Source organism: Domibacillus indicus (assembly GCF_023715895.1).
Lineage (GTDB): Bacteria > Bacillota > Bacilli > Bacillales > Domibacillaceae > Domibacillus > Domibacillus indicus_A.
The window spans coordinates 1-23,334 of record NZ_JAMBOO010000006.1 but is presented as its reverse complement, the minus strand read 5'-3'; the positions used below and the strand labels follow the sequence as shown (position 1 = coordinate 23,334).

Annotated in this window: 24 protein-coding genes and 1 rRNA gene; 19 read left to right on the top strand and 6 right to left on the bottom strand. The window is 44.3% G+C overall.

Going from position 1 to position 23,334, the window contains the following annotated elements; all coding sequences use genetic code 11:
• Positions 1–12: 12 nt before the first annotated feature.
• On the top strand, positions 13–858 hold the full coding sequence (locus M3221_RS11775) for a YihY/virulence factor BrkB family protein (protein WP_251271965.1): 846 nt from the start codon (positions 13–15) through the stop codon (positions 856–858).
• Positions 859–897: 39 nt separating this feature from the next.
• On the opposite strand, the gene M3221_RS11770 is transcribed toward M3221_RS11775, so the two are convergent.
• Positions 898–2,805 carry a heavy metal translocating P-type ATPase gene (locus M3221_RS11770; protein ID WP_251271964.1) on the bottom strand — a complete coding sequence of 636 codons (1,908 nt, stop codon included), beginning with the start codon at positions 2,803–2,805 and terminating at the stop codon, positions 898–900.
• Between the two features lie 342 nt (positions 2,806–3,147).
• Between M3221_RS11770 and cax the strand changes: the two genes are divergently transcribed.
• The 5 genes from cax to rlmD all read left to right on the top strand — a co-directional run bounded on the left by cax (position 3,148) and on the right by rlmD (position 8,471).
• Positions 3,148–4,200: a calcium/proton exchanger gene (cax, locus tag M3221_RS11765; RefSeq protein ID WP_251271963.1), complete on the top strand. Its 1,053-nt coding sequence runs from the start codon at positions 3,148–3,150 to the stop codon at positions 4,198–4,200.
• 20 nt (positions 4,201–4,220) lie between these two features.
• Positions 4,221–4,400 carry an SE1561 family protein gene (locus M3221_RS11760; RefSeq protein WP_242233784.1) on the top strand — a complete coding sequence of 60 codons (180 nt, stop codon included), beginning with the start codon at positions 4,221–4,223 and terminating at the stop codon, positions 4,398–4,400.
• 239 nt (positions 4,401–4,639) lie between these two features.
• Positions 4,640–6,184: a fumarate hydratase gene (locus M3221_RS11755; RefSeq protein ID WP_285880254.1), complete on the top strand. Its 1,545-nt coding sequence runs from the start codon at positions 4,640–4,642 to the stop codon at positions 6,182–6,184.
• Between the two features lie 99 nt (positions 6,185–6,283).
• Positions 6,284–7,036: a delta-lactam-biosynthetic de-N-acetylase gene (gene pdaA, locus M3221_RS11750; RefSeq protein WP_251271962.1), complete on the top strand. Its 753-nt coding sequence runs from the start codon at positions 6,284–6,286 to the stop codon at positions 7,034–7,036.
• Between the two features lie 58 nt (positions 7,037–7,094).
• On the top strand, positions 7,095–8,471 hold the full coding sequence (rlmD, locus tag M3221_RS11745) for a 23S rRNA (uracil(1939)-C(5))-methyltransferase RlmD (protein WP_251271961.1): 1,377 nt from the start codon (positions 7,095–7,097) through the stop codon (positions 8,469–8,471).
• A 104-nt stretch (positions 8,472–8,575) separates the two neighbouring features.
• Here the strand turns inward: rlmD and M3221_RS11740 are convergent, their stop codons facing one another.
• A complete protein-coding gene (locus tag M3221_RS11740; RefSeq protein WP_251271960.1) occupies positions 8,576–9,484 on the bottom strand; it encodes a TIGR01777 family oxidoreductase in 909 nt (302 codons plus the stop codon).
• A gap of 88 nt (positions 9,485–9,572) precedes the next feature.
• Between M3221_RS11740 and recX the strand changes: the two genes are divergently transcribed.
• The 3 genes from recX to M3221_RS11725 are packed head-to-tail and all read left to right on the top strand — an operon-like array spanning position 9,573 to position 10,980.
• Positions 9,573–10,379 carry a recombination regulator RecX gene (recX, locus tag M3221_RS11735; protein WP_251271959.1) on the top strand — a complete coding sequence of 269 codons (807 nt, stop codon included), beginning with the start codon at positions 9,573–9,575 and terminating at the stop codon, positions 10,377–10,379.
• Positions 10,380–10,381: 2 nt separating this feature from the next.
• Positions 10,382–10,705 (top strand): YfhH family protein, encoded by a 324-nt coding sequence (locus M3221_RS11730; protein WP_251272093.1) that lies wholly within the window; start codon positions 10,382–10,384, stop codon positions 10,703–10,705.
• 5 nt (positions 10,706–10,710) lie between these two features.
• A complete protein-coding gene (locus M3221_RS11725; protein WP_251271958.1) occupies positions 10,711–10,980 on the top strand; it encodes a YfhJ family protein in 270 nt (89 codons plus the stop codon).
• Here the strand turns inward: M3221_RS11725 and M3221_RS11720 are convergent.
• Positions 10,974–11,963: a metal-dependent hydrolase gene (locus tag M3221_RS11720; protein WP_251271957.1), complete on the bottom strand. Its 990-nt coding sequence runs from the start codon at positions 11,961–11,963 to the stop codon at positions 10,974–10,976. The genes M3221_RS11725 and M3221_RS11720 overlap by 7 nt on opposite strands.
• Before the next feature lie 92 nt (positions 11,964–12,055).
• Between M3221_RS11720 and mutY the strand changes: the two genes are divergently transcribed.
• The 5 genes from mutY (at position 12,056) to M3221_RS11695 (ending at position 16,646) form a co-directional block, all read left to right on the top strand.
• Positions 12,056–13,147: an A/G-specific adenine glycosylase gene (gene mutY, locus M3221_RS11715; RefSeq protein WP_251271956.1), complete on the top strand. Its 1,092-nt coding sequence runs from the start codon at positions 12,056–12,058 to the stop codon at positions 13,145–13,147.
• A complete protein-coding gene (gene fabL, locus M3221_RS11710; protein WP_251271955.1) occupies positions 13,144–13,887 on the top strand; it encodes an enoyl-[acyl-carrier-protein] reductase FabL in 744 nt (247 codons plus the stop codon). Before mutY ends, fabL begins: the two co-directional genes overlap by 4 nt.
• Positions 13,888–13,975: 88 nt before the next feature.
• Positions 13,976–14,167 (top strand): gamma-type small acid-soluble spore protein, encoded by a 192-nt coding sequence (locus M3221_RS11705; protein ID WP_242233774.1) that lies wholly within the window; start codon positions 13,976–13,978, stop codon positions 14,165–14,167.
• Between the two features lie 150 nt (positions 14,168–14,317).
• On the top strand, positions 14,318–14,848 hold the full coding sequence (gene ntdP, locus M3221_RS11700) for a nucleoside tri-diphosphate phosphatase (RefSeq protein ID WP_251271954.1): 531 nt from the start codon (positions 14,318–14,320) through the stop codon (positions 14,846–14,848).
• A 52-nt stretch (positions 14,849–14,900) separates the two neighbouring features.
• Positions 14,901–16,646: an ABC transporter ATP-binding protein gene (locus tag M3221_RS11695; RefSeq protein ID WP_251271953.1), complete on the top strand. Its 1,746-nt coding sequence runs from the start codon at positions 14,901–14,903 to the stop codon at positions 16,644–16,646.
• 31 nt (positions 16,647–16,677) lie between these two features.
• On the opposite strand, the gene M3221_RS11690 is transcribed toward M3221_RS11695, so the two are convergent.
• Both M3221_RS11690 and M3221_RS11685 read right to left on the bottom strand, forming a co-directional pair.
• Positions 16,678–17,754 carry an FUSC family protein gene (locus M3221_RS11690; RefSeq protein WP_251271952.1) on the bottom strand — a complete coding sequence of 359 codons (1,077 nt, stop codon included), beginning with the start codon at positions 17,752–17,754 and terminating at the stop codon, positions 16,678–16,680.
• Positions 17,755–17,912: 158 nt separating this feature from the next.
• Positions 17,913–19,202, bottom strand: a complete 1,290-nt coding sequence (locus M3221_RS11685; protein WP_251271951.1) for a glutamate-1-semialdehyde 2,1-aminomutase — start codon at positions 19,200–19,202, stop codon at positions 17,913–17,915.
• A 129-nt stretch (positions 19,203–19,331) separates the two neighbouring features.
• On the opposite strand from M3221_RS11685, the gene bcp reads away from it, so the two are divergent.
• From bcp to perR, 3 genes are all read left to right on the top strand, one after another.
• Positions 19,332–19,799, top strand: a complete 468-nt coding sequence (gene bcp / locus M3221_RS11680; RefSeq protein WP_251271950.1) for a thioredoxin-dependent thiol peroxidase — start codon at positions 19,332–19,334, stop codon at positions 19,797–19,799.
• A 13-nt stretch (positions 19,800–19,812) separates the two neighbouring features.
• Complete coding sequence (locus tag M3221_RS11675) at positions 19,813–20,757, top strand: D-2-hydroxyacid dehydrogenase (protein WP_251271949.1); 945 nt, start codon at positions 19,813–19,815, stop codon at positions 20,755–20,757.
• Positions 20,758–20,872: 115 nt separating this feature from the next.
• A complete protein-coding gene (gene perR, locus M3221_RS11670) occupies positions 20,873–21,331 on the top strand; it encodes a peroxide-responsive transcriptional repressor PerR (protein ID WP_242233767.1) in 459 nt (152 codons plus the stop codon).
• 45 nt (positions 21,332–21,376) lie between these two features.
• On the opposite strand, the gene M3221_RS11665 is transcribed toward perR, so the two are convergent.
• On the bottom strand, positions 21,377–21,733 hold the full coding sequence (locus tag M3221_RS11665) for a YgzB family protein (protein ID WP_251271948.1): 357 nt from the start codon (positions 21,731–21,733) through the stop codon (positions 21,377–21,379).
• 115 nt (positions 21,734–21,848) lie between these two features.
• On the opposite strand from M3221_RS11665, the gene M3221_RS11660 reads away from it, so the two are divergent.
• Both M3221_RS11660 and M3221_RS11655 read left to right on the top strand, forming a co-directional pair.
• The gene (locus M3221_RS11660) at positions 21,849–22,718 is read left to right on the top strand and encodes a nucleotidyltransferase-like protein (protein ID WP_251271947.1); all 870 of its coding nucleotides are present in this window, start codon (positions 21,849–21,851) and stop codon (positions 22,716–22,718) included.
• A 292-nt stretch (positions 22,719–23,010) separates the two neighbouring features.
• Positions 23,011–23,334 (top strand): 16S ribosomal RNA (locus tag M3221_RS11655); the annotation flags it as partial.

The window sequence follows — 23,334 nt, the reverse complement described above, 5'->3', positions numbered from 1 at the left end:
AGGAGAGTTCTATTGGCAGATCAAACAGATAAAAAATCGGCGCTTCGCATTTTTATTAAGCACCTGCTCAGGCGCGTAAAGTCGTCCGATGTACCAGGTGTTGCGGCGCAAATGGCTTACTTTTTCCTGTTAGCGCTGTTTCCGCTGCTGATCTTTACGGTCACGCTGCTCGGGTATTTGCCGATTGATCCGACTGAAGTATTTAATATAATCAAGGACTTTGCGCCTTCCGATTCTTTAAGTCTTGTACAGGATACACTCCAGGAAGTAACATCCAATCAAAATGGAGGCTTGTTGTCCGTCGGGATTTTGGGGACCATCTGGTCGGCATCCAATGCCATGAACGCGGTTATTAAAGGGCTCAACTATGCGTATGACGTAAAAGAAACCAGACCTTTTTATAAAGCGCGCGGAATGTCGATTTTGCTGACCTTTGCTTTTATCTTTGTAATTGCGGTCATGCTGATTCTCCAAGTATTTGGCCAGCAAATCGGCGAATTGGCGTTTGAATTTTTAGGCATGGGTGATGAATTCTTAGCCCTGTGGACATGGATTCGATTCCTGCTGCCGCCGGTTGTTTTATTTTTAGTGTTTGCCGGGCTGTACTACCTGGCACCAAACTTAAAAGTAAAATATATAACCGTTATGCCCGGCGCCATTTTTGCTACAATTGGATGGATTATTACTTCACTCGGTTTTTCATTTTATGTAAATAATTTCGGCAATTATTCGGCCACATACGGAAGTATCGGGGGAGTGATCATTTTAATGATCTGGCTTTACCTGTCGGCGATGATTATTCTCGTTGGCGGTGAAATCAATGCCCTGCGCAATGACCAAAAACGTGGAGCAGCATAGGAAAAGCCCCGCTTGAGACTCTCTCAAGCGGGGCTTTTTTTAAGTGTGTTTCAATAACCGAAGGCCATTTAAGATAACGAGAATTGTACTTCCTTCATGGCCAATAACGCCAAACGGCAAATCCAGCATTTGAAAAAAGTTAGAGATAATCAAAAGAACAATTACGGAAATGGAAAAGACGATGTTTTGTTTCACAATTTTCTGCATTCTGCGGGACATTTTAATAGCATCGGCAATTTTCGGAAGGTCATTTTTCATTAAAACGATATCTGCTGTTTCAAGTGCTACATCCGAGCCTTCGCCCATTGCGATGCCGACCGAAGCAGAAGCAAGAGCAGGTGCATCGTTAATACCGTCGCCCACCATTGCGACCGTTCCATACGTTTCGAGCAGTTTTTTTACTTGATCTACCTTATGCTCGGGCAGGCAGTCGGCAATATAAGAATCAAGCGATGCTTCTGAAGCAATAGCGCGGGCCGTTGTTTCACTGTCACCTGTCAGCATAATGGTGAAAATGCCTTCATCCTGCAACGTTTTAAGTGCCTGCTTTGTTTCTTCGCGGATGATATCCTGCAGAGCAATAATCGCGGCAATGCCGTTTTCATCGGCCACATAAACCGTTGTTTTGCCTGCCTGGGCAAATTGAAGGGCAGCTCCATCTGCAAAAGCGGCTGCTCGCTCGTTTCCTACAAAATCAGCTTTACCAATTTTCCAGGTCTTCGTGCCCATGGTTCCTTTTACGCCCCAGCCGGCTGCATCTTCAACGTGCTCCGGAGGAGAGAAGGCGATACCCTGTTCATTTACATAACGGACGATGGCATGAGCAAGCGGATGATTGGACCGGCTTTCAATGGAAGCAGCTGCCCCAAGCAATTCCATACGAGCCACATCATCGCGGATGATCACATCGGTTACTTCTGGTTTACCGCGTGTTAACGTACCGGTTTTATCAAAAGCAATGGCTTTTACATGACTTAAATTTTCCAGGTGGGCGCCGCCTTTAAACAGAATGCCGTTACGAGCGCCGGTAGAGATAGCCGACAGTGTAGCCGGCATAATAGAAGCAACCAGTGCACACGGTGATGCAACAACAAGCAGGACCATAGCGCGGTAAAACGTTTCAGTCCAGCTCCAGCCGAGAAGGTAGTGCGGCAGAAACATCATGAGCGCTACAACGGCCAGTACCGCTTTTACATAGATTCCTTCAAACCGTTCAATAAATTGTTGTGATGGTGATTTCTCACTTTGTGCCGACTGTACGAGATTGATGATTTTTTGAAAAAGAGTTTCATCCGCTCTTTTTGTGACATCAATATAAACCGATCCGGTCATATTGACTGTTCCGGCAAAAACATCCGCTCCGGCTTCTTTAGAAACAGGGATGGATTCACCGGTAATAGCGGCCTCATCAATCGTTGTATAGCCTTTTGAAATCCGGCCATCCGCCGGTACACGCTCACCAGGCTTTACGACAATCACATCGCCGCGCTTTAATTCGGAAACATGAACAGACTCTTCCGTTCCATTACGAACCACAAGTGCTGTATCAGGCTGAATCTCCATAAGAGCAGAAATTTCCCGCTGGCTTTTATTCATCGTATATGTCTCAAGAGCACCGCTCACTGCAAAAATAAAAATTAATATGGCTCCTTCTGTCCAATAGCCAATCGCTGCTGATCCGGCTGCAGCTAAAATCATCAGCATTTCTACATTCAGTTCTTTTTCTTCAATTGTTGCTTCAATGCCTTCTTTGGCTTTTGCGTATCCGCCAATTAAAAAAGCAGATAAATACAAAATAACCGATGCCGTATCACTGCCATTCCGATCCAGCAGCCAGCCAGCCACAATAAGCAGGCCACTGAACAAAGCGGCAATCAATTCGATATGCGAAGTGATTTCATCAAACCATTTTTTCGCTGCTGGTTGATTCTCAATATGTGTAATCATTTATGTATCCTCCTTTTCTAATTGAGAATGAAGATCGCCTTATTGATGATGATTATCATTACCAAAACCTTTATTGATAAGGGATTTCAATTAGAATAAATTAATTTTTATTTTATAATAATTATAATGTATTAAGTATCATAACATAATTAAAAAAAGATGCAAGGGGTATATTACAGGCTGTGAATAGGGAAAGGAGAGTTCGGAGAAAGAGAAAAGGAAAGCGAATGTTTAATCGGAAAAAAGGAAAAATAATTCAGGCGATGGTGTTAAATCGGGTAAAGAGCGGGTATGATGACTAAGTATTAAGCTGTTTACTTTGACGCATTGGAGTGTGGGATTATGGGAAAAGTGTTTGCAATTATCATTGCAGCAGGTCTGCCATTGGCGGTTGCAGGTTCACTTTTACACTGGCCGAGTGTGGTCATGTTCGTTATTTGCAGTGCAACCGTGATTGCCCTGTCAAGTTACATGGGAAGGGCTACTGAGAGCTTGGCGATCGTCGTCGGGCCGCGTATAGGCGGACTGCTGAATGCGACTTTTGGAAACGCCGTTGAACTTATTATTTCGATCTTTGCTTTAAAAGCAGGACTGATCGGTGTCGTTCTTGCTTCTTTGACAGGTTCGGTACTCGGAAATCTGCTCCTGGTAGCGGGTCTTTCCTTTTTCATGGGTGGACTAAAATATAAGCGCCAGACGTTTAGCGTCCATGATGCGCGTCACAATTCAGCATTGCTTATCTTTGCGGTTGTAGTAGCATTTGTGATTCCGGAAATTTTTTCTCTTAACATGAATGAAGCAAAAACATTGAACTTAAGTATTGGCATTTCGATTGTCATGATCGCCATTTATTTAGCGGGGCTGTTTTTTAAGCTTGTGACTCATCGTGGTGTGTATGCCACTGAAGAAGGGGCAGCTCACCATGAAGAAGTACCGGAATGGGGCAAGAAAAAAGCAATTATTATTTTACTTGCCGCAACGGCAGCAGTTGCCTATGTGGCTGAAAGTCTGGTTCATACATTTGAAGCGGTTGGTGAACAATTTGGATGGTCTGAACTTTTTATTGGGGTTATCATTGTAGCGATTGTCGGAAATGCCGCTGAGCATGCGTCCGCAATTTTAATGGCAATGAAAAACAAAATGGACATTGCGGTTGAAATTGCGATTGGTTCGACACTCCAGGTTGCCATGTTCGTGGCACCGGTGCTTGTGCTCGTATCGCTTCTTTTTCCAACACCAATGCCGCTTGTATTCACCATACCGGAGCTTGTTTCAATGATTACTGCCGTATTTTTGGCGATTAGTATTTCCAATGATGGTGAAACGAACTGGTTTGAAGGGTTGACACTTCTGGCCGCATACTTCATCATGGGCATTGGCTTTTACTTGCTGTAAGGAAGAAAGGAAGAAAAGACTTGAAACCAATTCATGAAAAAGAAAAGCAGGTCGTCTACTTAAAAGAACGGCTCAATATCTTTATGGAAGTGCTGGATTCCATTGATCCGGAAGAAACAGAAGTAGAGGATATTGATCGTTTAATTGAAATGATCGATGATATTGAATTAAAATGTGAACAGTTTCGCAGCCGCGGATAAAAAAAGACGATCCTGATTGGATCGTCTTTTTTTGCGAGGAACATCCGTTGAACTGCACCCGAAACAACAAGTCATTCATTGTGCTTCATTTATAATAGAATTGTATTTTTCAAAAGCGAACAAAACATAATACTGAAACCGTTTGCGAATTTTTCTTTTAAACATTTTGCCACAGGCGTATAATAAGGAAGATGGCAGCTGTTTTGTACATAAGTAAAATCCTGAGGGGGAACTGCACAATGAATTTGGAAACATTTCAGCAAAGCATGTATACGTTAATTGTCGAAACATCAACGAATCTTCCGAAAGATGTGCGTCGTGCTGTGAAACGGGCAAAAGAGCGTGAAAACGCCGGCACACGGGCAGCAATGAGCTTAGATACGATCACAACGAACATTAAAATGGCAGACGATAATATTTCACCGATCTGCCAGGATACGGGAATGCCAACGTTTAAAATCAAAACGCCTGTTGGTGTCAACCAAATACATATTCAAAAAGCGATATATGCTGCTATTGAGCAGGCGACAAAGGACGGAAAGCTTCGTCCAAACTCTGTTGATTCGCTCGATGGGTCAAACAGCGGAAACAATCTTGGTCCAGGAACACCGGTGATTAAATTTGAACAGTGGGAAGAAGATTATATCGATGCCCGCCTTATTTTAAAGGGAGGCGGCTGTGAAAATAAAAATATTCAGTACAGCCTTCCGTGCGAGCTTGAAGGGATTGGAAAAGCCGGCCGTGACTTGGACGGCATTCGTAAATGCATTATGCATTCTGTTTATCAGGCGCAGGGTCAGGGCTGTTCAGCCGGCTTTATCGGTGTCGGTATTGGCGGCGACCGTTCATCCGGGTATGATTTAGCGAAAGCACAGCTTTTCCGCGGCGTAGATGATGTAAATGAAAATGAAGAGCTGCGCAAGCTTGAAGAATATGTACTTGAGCATGCAAACGAGCTTGGCATCGGTACAATGGGCTTTGGCGGCGAAACGACACTGCTTGGCTGTAAAATCGGCGTGATGAACCGGCTGCCGGCGAGCTTCTTCGTTTCTGTTGCTTACAACTGCTGGGCGTATCGCCGTTTAGGAGTAGCGGTAAATGCAGAAACAGGCGGAATTAACGAATGGTTTTACCAGGATGGAGACGAGGTATCATTTGAGTCAGCCCAGCCTGAGGAACAGGAAGTAAAATCAGAAAGCCGTGTTGTAACGCTGGAAGCGCCAATTACAGAAGAACAAATTCGTGAGCTGAAAGTCGGCGATGTGGTTCAAATTAACGGCATGATGTATACAGGCCGTGATGCGATCCATAAACATTTAAGCACTGCCGATAGTGCGCCGGTTGATTTGAACGGACAGGTGATTTATCATTGCGGTCCGGTAATGCTTAAAGATGAAGATGGACAGTGGCATGTAAAAGCAGCTGGTCCGACAACATCTATTCGTGAAGAGCCGTACCAGGGTGATATTATGAAGCGTTTCGGCATTCGGGCTGTAATCGGAAAAGGCGGTATGGGTCCAAAAACGCTGCAGGCGCTGCGTGAGCATGGCGGCGTGTATTTGAATGCAATTGGCGGTGCCGCACAGTATTATGCAGATTGCATCAAAGGAGTAGAAGGTGTTGACCTTATGCAGTTTGGTATTCCAGAAGCGATGTGGCATTTGCGCGTAGAAGGATTTACCGCTGTTGTAACGATGGATTCACATGGGAACAGCCTGCATGAAGAAGTGGATAAAACATCACTCGAAAAATTAGCGAAATTTAAAGAACCTGTATTTGCTTAAGAAAAGCCGGCCTTGTGCCGGTTTTTTTGTTTGAAATATCTTTCCACGGATGAAGAATTCTTATACAGCACATCTTATTCATAAAAGGATGGTGCTGAGATGAGACAATTTATTATGTTTGTCGTTTTTCTTTTTATGCTGCCGGTTATTGCCGTGTCGTCAGAAGCCGTTCATTGGGGATTTAAAAAAGCGTCAGACGGACGCCCTGCTGAAGCAGGCGCCCAGCTTGACGAAATGCTTGCGAAATATGACTCCTTTTATAAAGGGGATACAAAGAAAAAAGTCGTCTATTTAACCTTCGACAATGGATATGAAAATGGCTACACGAAAAGCATTTTAAATACGTTAAAAAAAGAAAAAGTGCCTGCCGCTTTTTTTGTAACGGGTCATTATGTGGATAGTGCGCCTGATTTGCTGAAACGGATGGTAAAAGACGGACATATTATCGGCAACCATTCCTGGCATCATTATGATTTAACAACAGTACCAAGCAGCACAGTCATCGAAGAGTTTAAATCGGTTGAAAAAGAAGTAGCTAAAGTAACCGGACAGAAAAAAACAAAATATGTCCGCCCACCGCGCGGGATTTTTTCTGAAAACGTGTTGAAAACCGCTCAAAAAGCCGGCTATACACATATGATGTGGTCATTGGCTTATGTGGATTGGTATGCTGATCAGCCGAAGGGAAAACAATATGCTTATGATGAAATTATGAAGCAGATCCATCCGGGTGCCGTCATCATGCTGCACAGCGTATCAAAAGATAATGCCGAGGCGCTGCCGGATGTCATTCGTGATTTAAAAAAGAAAGGTTATACGTTTAAATCTCTTGATCATCTTGCCGGCGCTTAATGCCCGGCTTCTTTTGATTGGCATGGTTCTGTGATACAGTTAAATATGAGGTGAAGAAATGAAAAACGGGATTGATATGAAACCGGGACAAACGTTCCCGCTTACGATAAAACGATTAGGAATTAATGGGGAAGGCGTTGGCTATTTTAAACGAAAAGCTGTTTTTGTACCGGGTGCCCTGCCAGGAGAAGAAATTACCGCAGAAGCGGTAAAGGTCATGCCGAAGTTTACAGAAGCGGTAGTAAAAAAGCTGCGCAAGCCTTCGCCAGAACGGGTAACGCCGCCATGCGACATTTACGAAAAATGCGGCGGCTGCCAGCTTCAGCACCTTAGCTATGAAGGACAGCTAAGAGAAAAAAAAGAACTGGTTGTCCAGGCGCTTGATCGTTATACTTCTTTTAATATTGACAAACTGCCGATCCACGACACCATTGGAATGGATGATCCTTGGCGTTACCGAAACAAGGCACAGTTCCAAACAGGTGTGTACAAAGGTAAAATGATCATGGGCTTATACAGTACCAATTCAAACCAGCTTGTGAATATTGAAGAATGTATTGTTCAGCATAAGGCGGTTGATGAAACAATACGCGTCGCCAAGAAATTAATGAATAAGTTGTCCATTCCGGTGTACAGTGCTAAAAATAAACAAGGCGTTAAAACGATCGTTGTCCGGTACGGGTTTGAGACGGGAGACGTACAAGTTGTGGCCGTAACTGGAGATAAAACGTTTCCGAGAGCAGAAGAGTTTGCCAAGCAGTTGATGGAGTTAAAGCCGCGTGTGAAGTCAGTTGTTCATAATATAAATCCAGGCAAAACACACCTCGTAATGGGTGATGTTTCAAAAACCATCGCTGGCAGCGATACGATTTCCGAAGAGCTGGGCGAGTTTGAATACGAATTGTCTGCCCGCGCATTTTTTCAATTAAATCCGGTACAGACGAAAAAACTGTATGATGAAGTTAAAAAAGCCGCAAACGTGCAGCCATCCGATAAAGTGGCTGATGCTTACTGCGGTTCCGGAACCATTGGTCTTTGGATTGGAAAGAATGCAGCGGAAGTGCGTGGAATGGACACGATTACGGCATCCATCAAAGATGCCCGTGCCAATGCGGAAAAGTACGGTGTGAAAGCAACATACGAAGTCGGCCCTGCCGAAAAGTGGCTGCCGATCTGGAAGGAAAAAGGATGGGTACCGGATGTGCTCGTGACCGATCCGCCGCGTACCGGACTGGACCCGAAACTGATTCAAACGATTAAGCAGATTCAACCATCTGTATTTGTTTACGTATCCTGCAATCCATCTACGCTGGCAAAAGACCTAGTGGCACTGGCCCCTGTATACAAAATCGACAGCATTCAGCCAGTTGACATGTTTCCGCAGACAGCGCAAGTAGAGACGGTCGTAAAGCTTACAGTAAAATCGAAATCATGATATGGTAAAATGATTCATTTTTCGAGTTAGCCTGAAAATGAATTGTAATGGACAGTTTAAAGAAGAGCAAAAAGCACGAAACAATATTGTTTCGTGCTTTTTCTTTAACTTGAATATAAGTCGTTCAGCGCTCCACGGAGAAGAGGAAATTGAAAAATAAATCCGGCCTGGGTGAGTTTGGCCGGGAGTACGCGCTGGCCGTCAAGAACAACGGTGCTCATTTCACCCAGTGTCAATTTTAACGCCGGCTCGGGAACAAACAGCCAGTGCGGTCGGCCAAGCACTTTGGCAAGTGTTTTCCCAAGGTCATTCATTCTGACTGGGTTTGGGGCTGTAATATTCATAGGTCCTTCTATCGCTTCATGTTCAGCCGCAAACCGAATAGCGCGGGCGACGTCCCATACATGAATCCACGATACCCACTGCCGGCCAGAGCCGATTTTGCCGCCTGCGCCGATTTTATAGGGAAGAGCCATTCGCGGAAGTGCACCTTCTTCTGTACCCAGCACGACACCAAACCGGGCAAGAACGGTCCGGATTCCCGCCTTGTCCGCCTCAATCGCTTCACGTTCCCAAATATTGACGACCTGGCTTAAAAAACCACTGCCAGCTGCGTTAGATGATTCGGTAAACGTATCCATGTCGGACGAGGGGTAAATCCCGACAGCACTTGCATTAATAAACACTTTTGGCTTTTGCTTGAGTGCCTTCATGATGCGGACCATTTCCCGGGTAGCGGTGATACGGCTGTTTAAAATTCTTTGTTTTCTTTCTTCTGTCCATCGTCCACTGTTAATGGATTCGCCAGCCAGGTTAATGAAAACGTCTGTTCCTTCTAACGCTGCTTCCGGTTCTGTTCCATCTGCGAGCCACTTTACGTAATGAAGGCGGTCTTCTTCTTTCTTATTTTCGGAATTTCGCGTTAAAATAGTAACATCGTATCCATGACGGATCAGTTCATTTGTTAATTCTTTGCCGACAAATCCGGTTCCGCCTGCGATCACTGCTTTCATTATTAAGACCTCCCGCTTTTTACTATATAGTATTTTACCTGTTTCATTCGAAAAACAAACTAGACGAATGTGCCAAGGAGGGGTGTAGATGGGCGTTATTACGAAAATATCGGTACAGCAAAAGCGAATAGACCGCTATAATATAGAGGTGGATGGCAGCTATGCGTTCAGTGCCGACGAAGCGGTTTTAATAGAATTTGAATTAAAAAAAGGGCGTGTGCTCGCTGAAGCGGACATTGAAGCGATTACTGTGCGGGACGGTGTTTATCGCGGTGTCAACACAGCTATTCAGTTTTTATCGCTTCGCATGCGTTCCAAAAAAGAAGTGCTCGATTATTTAAAAAAGAAGGAAATCGAACCAGGCGCATGGGATGAAATTATGGAGCGGCTGGAAACGATGGGTTATTTGAATGATGAACAGTTTGCAGACGCATATATAAAAACACAAATTCAGACAACAGAAAAAGGGCCGAAGCTGATTTTGCGCGAGCTAAAAGAAAAAGGAATTGATGATCATACGGCTTCTCTCTTGATCGAGCAGTTCACTGAAGAAGACCAGGTTGAAAAAGCAGCCGCGCTATTTGAAAAGCAGCTTAAAAAATTCAAACGCGATTCCGCATTTTTGCAGCAAAAAAAAGCCGAGCAGTACATTATGACAAAAGGCTATTCTGCTGATATTGTAAAAAAAGCAGCCAATGCCGCTGAACCGGATAAGGAAGCGGAATTGGAAGCTCTTATGCATCAGGCGGAGAGAGCGCATTGGCGCTATCGGTCCTTTGAGGAACGGGAGTACCGGCAGAAAATGAAAGCGGCTCTTTATCGAAAAGGGTTTGATTTATCAGATATTGACCGGGTGATTGACCGCCTGTTAGAAGAACAAAGAGGAGACGAATGAACATGGAGCAGGAAAAGCGATACAGTGACATGAGTGAAATAGAATTAAAGCAGGAAATTGCCCGGCTTCGGGAAAAAGCGCGAAAAGCCGAGCAGCTCGGTATTGTAAATGAGTTTGCGGTATATGACCGGAAAGTGACGATGGCGCAGGCTTATTTGATGAATCCGGATGATTTTAAGCCGGGCAAGATGTATGAATTAACGACTGATCCAGGTCAATACTTTAAAGTAGAGTATATGAATGGTGTTTTTGCCTGGGGATATCGATTAAACGGGGATGGGAAAGAAGAAGGTATCCCGATCTCACTATTAAATAAAGGAGTGTAATCAGCATGGAAGAAACATTTCAAGCATTAACAAAGCGGCTGCTTCAAAAAAACAGCCGCTTGTCTGTTGCCCGCGCGAGAACATGGGTAGAGCTTTTATGGGAAGACTTTGAAGCTACATACGCCAAAGCAGGCTATGAGTATCAGGGAAAAGAGCGGACAGAGAAAATGGTCACCCAGCTCATTGACAGCTATGGGGCGAACCTGCATGAATTTGCTGCCCGCAATCCGAAATACAAGCACCTATTAGATGACTCTGATGATCTGACTCATTGATCGCCAGGGACAAAGGTAAGTTTTTTTCGCAGCTTTTCTTCGCTGAAAATCCAGCCTGTATAAGAGCCGATAATGTTGTAATCCATATCGAGCTTCACAACCGCCACAAATGGATAGTACTCTTTGCTGCGGTAGCGGAGGTCAATAAACTTTACTTCGTAGCAGTCATCATATTCAGCCATTTCCCACCGGTAAACAGGTGAAAAGTGAAGAAAAGCATCCAGGTTTTTATCTTTTTTGGCCGCTTGGAACAAGGGGGTATCCGGCACAGGAACACGTTTGTATTTATCAAGAATCGTGACAGAACGCCGGTATCCTCTTGCTACATAAAAGTGTTCAGGGGATTTAACCGCAATCCGCCATTGATTAAAACGCATGGTTGGTGCGATAATAATTTCTTCTGCGTCCGGGATCAAGCGGCGGACGGACTCGCGTACGGCTCCCTGCATTTGAAAGCGGAGAATGTAGTAAATAAACAGAACCGCATACACGATGATAAATGTAGGGGCAGGATCAAAGCCGGCCAGCCACCAGAGCAGGAGCCCGATCACATGCATCGTGAAAATAAAGGAATCAAACGTGTTGATGACCCCAAGGGCTACCCATCTTGAAGAAAACGGACGGAGCGCCTGTGTACCGTATGCGTTAAAGATATCAACGAATACGTGGAGAAAAACCGCAATTTGTGCCCAAAGCCAAAGATGAAAGACGTCAGCGTCTCTAAAAAGCAGAAACAACGCACCTGTAATAAGAAGGGGCCACATTACAACAGCTGGAATAGAATGAGTAGCTCCCCGGTGATTTCGGATATAAACCGCATTGTTGCGGAGTTTCAAAACGGTATCAATATCAGGGGCCTGCGAACCGATGACAGCGGCTGTCATAACGGCATATTTTGTAGCGGGATCTGCCGCAACGACCGGATCAAGCGTGGCAAGACCGCCGAGCGCAAAGCCCATGACAATGTGGGTGCCAGTATCCAATAAGGACAGCCTCCTTTAAAAAAAGTCTCATGTAAGTGGTATTCCCGAATTCTAGTCTATTGTAACATGGAGAAAGCGGAGGGACAGTTAATTTGCCGGAAAACAGTGCACTACAGAATATAAACACCAAGAAATTTCAACAGGATTTAGTCGGCTGGTATGAAGCAGAAAAGCGCGATCTCCCATGGCGGCGTGAACGTGATCCCTATAAAATATGGGTATCCGAAATTATGCTTCAGCAAACAAGAGTGGATACTGTTATTCCATACTTTAACCGGTTTATGGAGCAATTCCCAACCGTTGAATCACTGGCATCGGCAGATGAAGATGCCGTTATGAAAGCGTGGGAAGGGCTGGGGTATTACTCGCGTGTTCGTAACTTGCAGTCGGCCGTTAAGGAAGTAGCCGAGCGCTATGGCGGTATAGTGCCGTCTGACAGGGATGAATTTTTGTCCTTAAAAGGTGTAGGACCTTACACGGGCGGTGCAGTGCTGAGCATTGCGTATGGACTTCCTGAGCCGGCAGTAGACGGAAACGTCATGCGGGTACTTTCCCGTATTTTAACGATATGGGATGATATCGCTAAGCCGTCGACACGCAAAGTGTTCGAAGAAGCCGTTCGCCACTTAATATATAAAGAAGATCCCTCTTCCTTTAACCAAGCATTGATGGAGCTTGGCGCCATGATTTGCACTCCTTCATCACCATCCTGCTTATTATGCCCCGTTCAAAATCATTGCCAGGCATTTGAGGAAGGGGTTCAGCGTGAGCTGCCAGTGAAGACAAGGAAGAAATCAGATAAGAAAGTCCGGATAGGCGCTCTTGTTCTGCAGGCGCCGGATGGAACGGTTCTAATTGAAAAAAGGCCGGAAAGCGGTTTGTTAGCAAAATTATGGCAGTTTCCAAATATGGAGCTGCCTGTGGGAATCAATCCGCGCGGGGCACTGGCTTCCTATATGGAAACGGAATATGGAATGACCGTTCAGATCAATCCGGAAAAAGTAACAGATATTACCCATGTTTTTACCCACTTAACGTGGGAAATCGATGTGTACGTAGGAACAGTCGATGTAAAAGTACAAAAAGACCGAACGGCATTTGTGCCGGCCCATGAAATAGAAACTTACGCGTTTCCTGTTTCTCATCAAAAAATTTGGAAGCACGTGAAAGGAATGGACCAATGAAAACAGCTCTTGTAACAGGGTCAAGCCGCGGCGTCGGCAAAGCCATCGCCATTGCACTTGCAAAGCAGGGATATGACATTGTGGTAAACTACGCTCGCAGCAAAACGGCGGCGGAAGAAACCGCAAAAGAAATTGAATCGCTTGGGCGCCGGGCTTTGGTTATTAAAGCAAACGTAGGAGATACAGCAAAAATCAAAGCCATGTTTGAAACGATTGCGCAGGAATTCGGTCGATTAGATCTTTTTATTAACAACGCTGCCTCCGGTGTACAGCGCCCGATTATGGAGCTTGAAGAAAAGCATTGGGACTGGACGATGGACATTAACAGCAAGGCTCTTTTATTTTGTGCGCAGGAAGCGGCAACATTAATGGAAAAAAACGGCGGCGGCTCCATTGTCAGTATCAGCTCGCTTGGATCGATCCGCTACTTGAAAAACTACACAGCAGTCGGTGTGTCAAAAGCAGCCATGGAGGCACTGACCCGTTATCTGTCTGTGGAACTCGCGCCAAAGAATATCGTGGTAAATGCGGTATCGGGCGGAGCGATTGACACGGACGCTTTAAAGCACTTTTCAAACCGCGATGAAATTTTGGCAGATGCCAGGGAAAACACACCAGCCGGACGTATTGTTGAAATGGATGATATTGTGCAAACCGTCTTGTTTTTAGCATCGCCAGGCGCTTTTATGATCCGTGGGCAAACGATTATCGTGGATGGCGGCCGCTCACTTCTTGTTTAATTTTTTGTGCATAACTCTCCCCCTTTTTGGTCAATATAATCAACGTGGAGAAGGTCAAAGCCACAAAAAAACTGCAGGGGTGAAGAACATGCCAAACAAGCGTAATAAAACAGTAGCCGGCACAGACGTAAACGTAGTGAAAAAGCAAAACGCTGCATCTGCTCAAGGTCAAGGTCAGCAGTATGGAGAAGAGTTTGCTTCTGAAACAAATGTGCAGGAAGTACAACAACAAAACGCGAAATCTGCAGCACGCAAGAAAAACTCCACAACAAACGGCTAAAAAGCCAAACAAATGGAGCCCCGGCAATGATGCCGGGGCTTCATTTGTTTTCATTTGGCTTGTTAATCGGTATAATATAAAAGAAACGTTTTATCGTTTGAACAAAAAGGGAATAAAAAAGCAGGTGACGCTGGAAAGTAGGGGACAACGATGGAGATTCCTGCAGAAGGTGAATCGGTTCAGATTCACAGCTACAAACACAATGGCCACATTCATCGGGTGTGGGAAGAAACAGTTGTCGTAAAAGCAACTGAAAATATTGTAATCGGCGGAAATGATCGGACGATTGTAACAGAATCAGACGGACGCACGTGGGTTACCCGCGAGCCGGCGATTTGTTACTTTCACACACGAAAATGGTTTAATGTGATTGGGATGCTGCGTGCAGATGGTATTCACTTCTATTGCAACATCAGTTCACCATTCGTATTTGACCAGGGAGCGCTCAAGTATATTGACTATGATCTTGACGTAAAGGTTTTTCCCGATATGACGTACATTCTGCTGGATGAAGATGAGTACCGACAGCATAGCCGTGAGATGAATTACCCGGAAGTGATCGATAAAATCCTGCGGCGGAATATGGACCATCTGCTTTATTTGATTGAGCAGAAAAAAGGCCCTTTTTCTCCCGGATTTATTGAACGCTGGTACGGGAGGTATTCTCAGCTGTGCCGTTAAATGCCTGTTGAAGTATTCAACAGGTTTTTTCGTGGTGGATGGGAGGTTAAGTATGGATGTAATAAAACGGTATATGCAGTTTGTCAAACCATACAAATGGCAGATTGCTGGTACACTGATCATCGGGATTTTAAAATTTGGGATACCGCTATTGCTGCCTATCCTCATTAAATACGTAATTGATAATATTATTGGCGGCTCGATGAGTGCCGCCGATAAAAAGGACCAGCTTTACCTGGTGATTGGACTTATGCTCGTTTTGTTTATCATTGTTCGTTATCCGGTGGAATATTACCGGCAGTACTTTGCTCAGTGGACAGGAAGCAAAATATTATACGATATCCGTGACCAGCTGTTTGCGCATATTCAAAAGCTCAGCTTTAAATACTATGCCAACACACGCGCAGGCGAAGTGATTTCACGTGTGATCAATGATGTGGAGCAGACAAAAAACTTCGTAATTACCGGCTTGATGAACGTCTGGCTGGATGCAGCGACCATCGTGATCGCTGCCATTATTATGATGACAATGGATGTAAAGTTAACGCTGGTGGCGCTTGTTGTGTTCCCGTTTTACGGACTAAGCGTAAAGTATTTCTTTGGCAATCTGCGCCGTCTTACACGTGCCCGCTCACAGGCGCTCGCCGAGGTGCAAAGTCATTTGCATGAGCGTGTGCAGGGAATGCCGGTTATTAAAAGCTTTGCTATAGAGCCGGTGGAACAGGAGCGTTTTCAAAAGCACAATCAAAACTTTTTGCAAAAAGCGCTTGATCAAACAGCCTGGAATGCCAAAGCGTTTGCCGTTGTGAATACCTTGACTGATATCGCGCCGCTTTTAGTCATTGGATATGCCGGTCTGCAGGTGATTGATGGAAACTTAACCGTCGGAACAATGGCGGCTTTTATTGCTTATATTGATCGTTTATACAACCCGCTGCGCCGTCTTGTGAATTCATCCACTACGCTCACACAATCCATTGCATCAATGGACCGTGTATTCGAGCTTCTTGATGAAAAGTATGATATTACCGATAAAGAAGGCGCGGTGGAATGCCGAAATGTGAAAGGCGATATTCTATTTGAACATGTGAACTTTCGATACGATGATAAAGAAGAGCTCGTTTTAAGGGATATAGATCTCCATGTAAAAGCAGGAGAAACGATTGCCCTTGTTGGCATGAGCGGCGGCGGCAAGTCATCTCTTGTCAGCCTGATTCCCCGTTTTTACGATGTAACAGGCGGCCGTATATTACTCGACGGTACAGATATTCGAGATTTTAAAGTGCGCTCTCTTCGCGATAAAATCGGCATGGTGCTGCAGGATAATATTTTGTTCAGCGACTCAGTCCGGGAAAATATTTTGCTTGGACGCCCCGATGCGACGGAGGAAGAGGTCGTAGAAGCGGCTAAAGCAGCCAATGCGCATGATTTTATTATGGCACTGCCAAACGGCTACGAAACAAAAGTCGGTGAACGTGGTGTGAAACTGTCTGGAGGCCAAAAGCAGCGTGTTGCAATCGCCCGTGTATTTTTAAAAAATCCGCCACTGCTTATTTTAGATGAAGCAACATCCGCTCTTGATTTAGAAAGCGAGCATTTAATTCAGGAAGCGATTGAAGCGCTGGCAAAAACAAGGACCACCTTTATTGTAGCGCATAGATTGTCGACGATTACTCATGCAGACCGCATTATTTTAATTGAACACGGTGAAGTGGTCGAAGACGGCTCGCACGATGAGCTGATGAAAAAACAAGGCGGTTACTGGAAGCTGTTCCAAGTTCAGCAATTAAACCAATAAAAAAAGCAATGCCCCGTCCGGGCATTGCTTTTTATTCTTCTTCGTACTCCGGTGCCTCATCATCTGTATGGTATTTATAAAAGCTTGTCATCAGATGATCCAGATTCTCAAGCTTTTCGCCATATTCCAAAATGGAAGAGACAATATGGAGAAGGTGAATAGAAGAGGTGATTTCATGCTGATTATCTTTGTAAATTTGATCCGTAAACATGTGCATAAATTCATCACGGTTCATACATGGTTCAAACAGTTCCTCTGACGTTTCCGTAGTTTTTGCTTTGCCGACAAACCGGAGAAGCAGGTGCTCGTGATAGCTGACAAGACAGTCAAGATGATCCTGCATCGTACGCAGCAGTTGAGGGTTTAAGTGGTGAAGTTCATTTTCGTACTGGTTGAGCCGCTGTAGAATATCCATACTCCGTCTTGTTGTTAGAATTAATTTCCGGTACAGAACGATTTTCCGCTGCTTTGCCCGAAGATTTTTCTTCAGTGGTGTCCGGTCTTCTTTATAAAGTAAGAACATATTATCAATTTTAATTAATTTTTCGCGCTGTCTAACAATGTCTTTTTTTAACAAATATGACTCAGATGCGTTGCGTGACGTAATACGAATCCATTTCAAGACGTCTTCATTCAGTTGATTAATTAATGAAAACAGCTTTGTTTCGTATTGCGGCGGCAGAAAAATCAGGTTCACTAAAAAAGAAGATAAAACACCAATCGAAATATTAAACATGCGAATCATAGAGAACTGGACGAACTGGTCGTTTTGCACTTCCATAATAGCGACGATGGTTACAAGGGCGATTGGAATAGATTTCTCAAGCTTAAATTTAAGTAACAAAATAATGCAGATAATAACAGCCATGCCGATAATAATAATATGGTTGCCAAAAACAAGCACAAAAAGGATGGCCAAAACAGCTCCGATAATATTTGCTTGAATTTGTTCAATGACGGTTAAATAAGACCTGTAAATATTCGGCTGGATAGCAAATATCGCAGCAATTCCTGCTAAGACCGGCGACGGCAGGTTAAGCCACTGTGCAAGGTAAAGAGCCAGTACAATAGCAATTCCCGTTTTGAATATGCGGGCACCAAGCTTCATTGGGTCAGTAATTCCTTTCCTAAAGAATTGTATAAATACGTATTTACCGCAAATTTTTGCGAGTGAAACAAACTGTACTATACAACGGAAAAGAAGGCATTGCAAGTGAAAGAAAAATGAAAAAGAAACGCCTTCAAATTGAAGGCGTTTCCTTATGCTTAAGACAGTGCCGCGAAGGCTTCTTCCGCCGCTTTTATCGTTGTTTGAATATCTTCTTCTGTGTGGGCTGTCGTCAGGAACCAGGCTTCATATTTAGACGGAGCAAGATTAATGCCGCGGTGCAGCATTTCCTTGAAAAACTTAGCGAACTGCCCGCCGTCTGTTGCTTCTGCCTGCTCGTAATTTACGACTTTCTGATCGGTAAAGTAAACAGTCAAAGCACCTCTTAAACGGTTAATGGTGATAGGGACATTAGACTTTGCTGCTGCCTGAAGAAGTCCTGCTTCAAGTATCGCACCAAGCCGGTCCAGCTGCTCGTAAACGCCTTCCTGCTCAATCACTTCCAGACACGCAATACCAGACAGCATGGAAGCTGGATTTCCAGCCATCGTTCCTGCCTGATAAGCCGGTCCAAGCGGAGCTACTTCTTCCATAATATCAGCTCGTCCACCGTAAGCACCGATTGGCAGGCCGCCGCCGATAATTTTCCCAAGCGCTGTTAAATCCGGTGTAACGCCGAGTAAATCCTGCGCGCCGCCATACATAAAGCGGAAAGCAGAGATGACTTCGTCAAAAATAAGCAATGAGCCGGCCTCGTGGGTGAGCCGTTTAACTTCTTCTAAAAAGCCTGGTTTCGGTTCAACGATGCCGAAATTGCCGACGATCGGCTCGATCATAACGGCTGCTACATTGTCGCCCCATTTTTCAAGTGCTTCCTTTAATGGTTCGGTTTCATTAAATGGGACGGTAATGACTTCCTGAGCAATACTTTTTGGTACACCGGCAGAATCAGGCGTGCCCAGTGTAGACGGTCCGCTGCCGGCTGCAACAAGAACAAGGTCGGAGTGGCCGTGATAGCACCCGGCAAATTTGATGATTTTATCACGTTTCGTATAAGCACGCGCCACACGAATCGTTGTCATAACCGCTTCCGTGCCGCTGTTTACAAACCGTACCTTATCCAGTGCCGGCATTGCCTTCTTCAGCTTCTTAGCAAACATTACTTCATGCTCGGTCGGGGTACCAAAGAGAACACCATTTTGTGCCGCTTTCGTAATGGCTTCGGTAATATGCGGGTGGGCATGTCCGGTAATAATGGGTCCATAGGCCGCTAAATAGTCAATGTATTCATTTCCATCTACATCCCAAAAGCGGGCGCCGGCACCGCGTTTCATGGCAACAGGCGATCCTCCGCCTACCGCTTTGTAAGAGCGGGACGGACTATTTACGCCGCCGACAATATGTTTGAGTGCTTCTTCATGAAGCGCTTCTGATTTTGAAAAATTCATTATGACAAGCCTCCTGGTTTGGTTTCCTGTTTTATTGTAGACCTCTTGAAGAAAGGAATCAATGCATCGCTTTCGGGTTGCTAATTTCGATTTGATTCGCTACGCTAAAAGAAAAAAGGGGGAAACAGGATGTCCAATTTAATAGGAAAGCCCGCTCCAGCTTTTGTGCTGCCGGACCAGGATGGCAAGATGGTAGACCTTGCCGGCTTAGCAGGGAAGAATGTAGTGCTTTATTTTTATCCGAAAGATATGACACCCGGGTGTACAACCGAAGCATGTGATTTTCGGGATCAAAACAGTTTATTTGCCCAGTACGATACGGTCGTGATCGGTGTGAGTCCGGATCCGGCTGCGCGGCATCAAAAATTTATCGAGAAGCACCAGCTGCCTTTTACACTGCTTGCAGATGAAAAACAAGAAGCAGCAGAGAAATATGGTGTCTGGACGCTTAAAAAAAATTTCGGCAAGGAATATATGGGTATCGAACGCTCTACCTTCTTGATTAATAAAGAAGGCATAGTTGTAAAAGAATGGCGGAAAGTGCGTGTAAAAGGGCATGTAGAAGAAGTACTGGCGGCTGTGAAAGAGTTGAGCTAAGGAGGGATATGCGTTGAACATCGTTTTTACATTCCGTCCGCCTAGAATGATTCAAGCGGACCTTCAAACAAAATTTCCGAATGAAACCTTTTCATTTTATAAACACATCGACGAAGCACGCCCGCTTCATGAAGCGGAAATTCTCGTTACCTTTGGCAGTGACTTGACGAAAGAACATATTGACGAATGTAAGTCATTAAAATGGATTATGGTCGCATCAGCCGGTATCGAGGAAATGCCGCTGCAGGCGATCAAAGAACGAGACATTTTAGTCACAAATGCGCGAGGTATACATAAAACGCCAATGGCGGAATTTACAATTGGGTTTATGCTGAATCATGTAAAGCGGTTTGCCGAGCTGAGAAAGCTTGAACAAACGGAAACGTGGAACAAGCAGCTTCCGCTTGGAGAACTTTACGGAAAAGAAGTGACTGTTCTTGGGACAGGCGCAATCGGCCAGGAAATCGCCCGTCTTGCAAAAGCATTCGGCATGACAACAACAGGGGTTAATAAAAGCGGCCATGCAGCGGAGGGATTTGACCGCGTTTTCTCTATTGATAAATTGATATCAGCTGTCCGTGAAGCAGATTTTATTGTCTCTGTGCTGCCAAGTACGCCGGATACGGTGAACGCTTTGGGGACAGAGCATTTTGAAGCAATGAAAAACACAGCTGCGTTTATCAATATTGGACGCGGCGACCTTGTTTCAGAGACGGTTTTACTTTCAGCCATTAATGATGAGGAAATCGCCCATGCTTATCTTGATGTGTTTGTGAAAGAACCGCTTCCAGAAGGCCATCCATTCTGGCGGCATCCAGGCATTACAGTTACACCACATATTTCCAGTGTAACGGAGAGATACGTTCCCCGGGCGATAGAGATCTTTGAGCATAATCTATACTGTTTTATGGATGGCGGCGAGTATGCAAACGTTATCGATGTTACAAAAGGTTATTAAACCGGCGATAAGCCGGTTTTTGTTTACCATTGACAATGGGACTCATTTGGCTGTACACTGTTTATAAAGATTATAAAGTAATAATCCTTTTTAGAAAGAAAAGAGGTGTCTGTCCTTGTCACATACACATGTACATGAATCTCAGGATCAGCTAAAGGCAGCGCTTGATACCTTGAAGCAAACAGGGGTCCGCATTACGCCTCAGCGTCACGCAATTCTTGAGTTTCTCGTTGAGTCGATGACACATCCAACGGCTGATGATATTTATAAAGCACTTGAAGGAAAATTCCCAAATATGAGCGTGGCTACTGTATATAACAATTTGCGGGTATTTCGTGAAGTAGGTCTTGTAAAAGAGCTGACATACGGTGATACGTCTAGTCGTTTTGATTTTGTTACGACAGAGCATTATCATGTGATTTGCGAAGAATGCGGCAAAATTGTTGATTTTCACTATCCAGGATTAGATGAAGTTGAGCAGCTGGCAGCGCATGTAACAGGCTTTAAGATTAGTCACCACCGTATGGAAGTGTACGGAACGTGTGCAGAATGCAGCCAGAAAGATCTGCATTAAAAAACCTCCACACCCTTTTGGGATGGAGGTTTTTATGTATGCTGATTAATCAAAGCGTTTCCTTTGGTTATACTTTTCATCAAATTCCTTTCCTTCTAAAGAAGCGTCTAGCGTCAGAGGTTCACGGCAGTGCATGCACATATCAACGCGCCCAAGCATTTTCGTCGGCTTCTGGCAGGTTGGGCAGACGACTTGGACTGCTCGGGTCGACAGCATGCCGATCCAAAAATAAACAACCGTGCTGGCAACAATACATAGAAGGCCAAGCAGCATAAAAAGCGTCATAACAAGCGCATTTTCCCGAAAGAAAATCCCGCCGTACATGACAACGAATCCGATAAAGATCAGGCTCAAAGCAAAAGTGCGAATCTTATTAATTTTGCTGGAATATTTTTTAGCCATTTCTCATCCCCCTATAGAACACTATACCATATAATCTCTGTTTGCTTGAGGGAGGAATTCGACATTTTATGTCGAAACTAATCAAAACGAAATTCAAATGTCTGGAGGAAAAGAAGTGGAAGATCTTTTGCGTCCTTTATATCAAGAGCGGACAAGTCAGCAAAACACGCTCGGGGTGCTGGCCGTGCAAAAAAACGAACAAAATCGGGCGTTTACCGAAAACTTTGATTCTATCCTGCTGATTATCGTGAAAGAAGCGGATGAGCCCGTTTTTATTAAACATTATGTAGATCGAAATGAAGAAACAGCCTCCATGTATATCATAACAGAAGCGCAACTAAAAGAATGGCTTCTTCTAGGCTCAAATCGAAAAGTCATTGAATGGTTGTATCATGGCCGGATTTTATTTGACCGTAATGAATATGTGCAGGAATTAAAAACAGAAATGCGCGATTTTCCATTTTACGGCCGTAAAATTAAAATGACTATTGAATTTGCTAAATTGATCAAGCGATATACAGATGGAAAAGCATTTTTCAATGATGGTCATTTTTTAGATGCCTACAATCACGTACTTCATTCTCTGCATCACCTGGCGCGGCTTTCTGTTATTGAAAATGGCTTTTATCCAGAACTCACTGTCTGGAATCAAGTGCGGCATATTGAACCGGAGATTTACAAACTATATGAAGAGCTTTTAACAAGCGATGAAAATCTTCAAAAAAGACTAGAGCTGCTGTTTTTAGCGAGTGAATTTTTGATTCACTCTCGGACTGAGCGGGGAGCGGAGCATTTATTGTCCTTAATGAAAGAAAAAGAATGGTGGACAATCAGCGAGTTACTGACTCATGAAGAAGTAATGCATTATGCAGTTGATCTCGTTACATTAATAGAATATTTAATCGACCGGCAGCTTGTTCAAGTCGTTTCTGTTCAAACAAAAGGACAGGGTGTATTTCATCGTTATTATCAAACGAAAAAATAATTGAGCTTTTTAAAAAAAGTAATTGACTCTTGGGTTGAACCAATGTTATATTAATTAGCGTCGCTGATAGGTAAACAAAAAACAGCTGAAAAAATAAAAAATAATGATTGACGAAAGATGTTTGTCATGGTATTATTTAAAGGTCGCTGTTCGAAGTTTTAATACATCGACGCTAAGTTAAATTGAACATTGAAAACTGAACAAAATCAATAAAAACGTCAACGTTTTAAATTTTTATCTTCCATTAAAAACACCCCGTGTTTTAATGGAAGCAAATGAGCAAGTCAAACACTTTTTGGAGAGTTTGATCCTGGCTCAGGACGAACGCTGGCGGCGTGCCTAATACATGCAAGTCGAGCGGACAGAAGGGAGCTTGCTCCCAGAAGTCAGCGGCGGACGGGTGAGTAACACGTGGGTAACCTGCCTGTAAGACTGGGATAACTCCGGGAAACCGGGGCTAATACCGGATAACATCAAGAACCGCATGGTTCTTGATTGAAAGGCGGCTTCGGCTGTCACTTACAGATGGACCCGCGGCGCATTAGCTAGTTGGTGAGGTAACGGCTCACCAAGGCAACGATGCGTAGCCGACCTGAGAGGGTGATCGGCCACACTG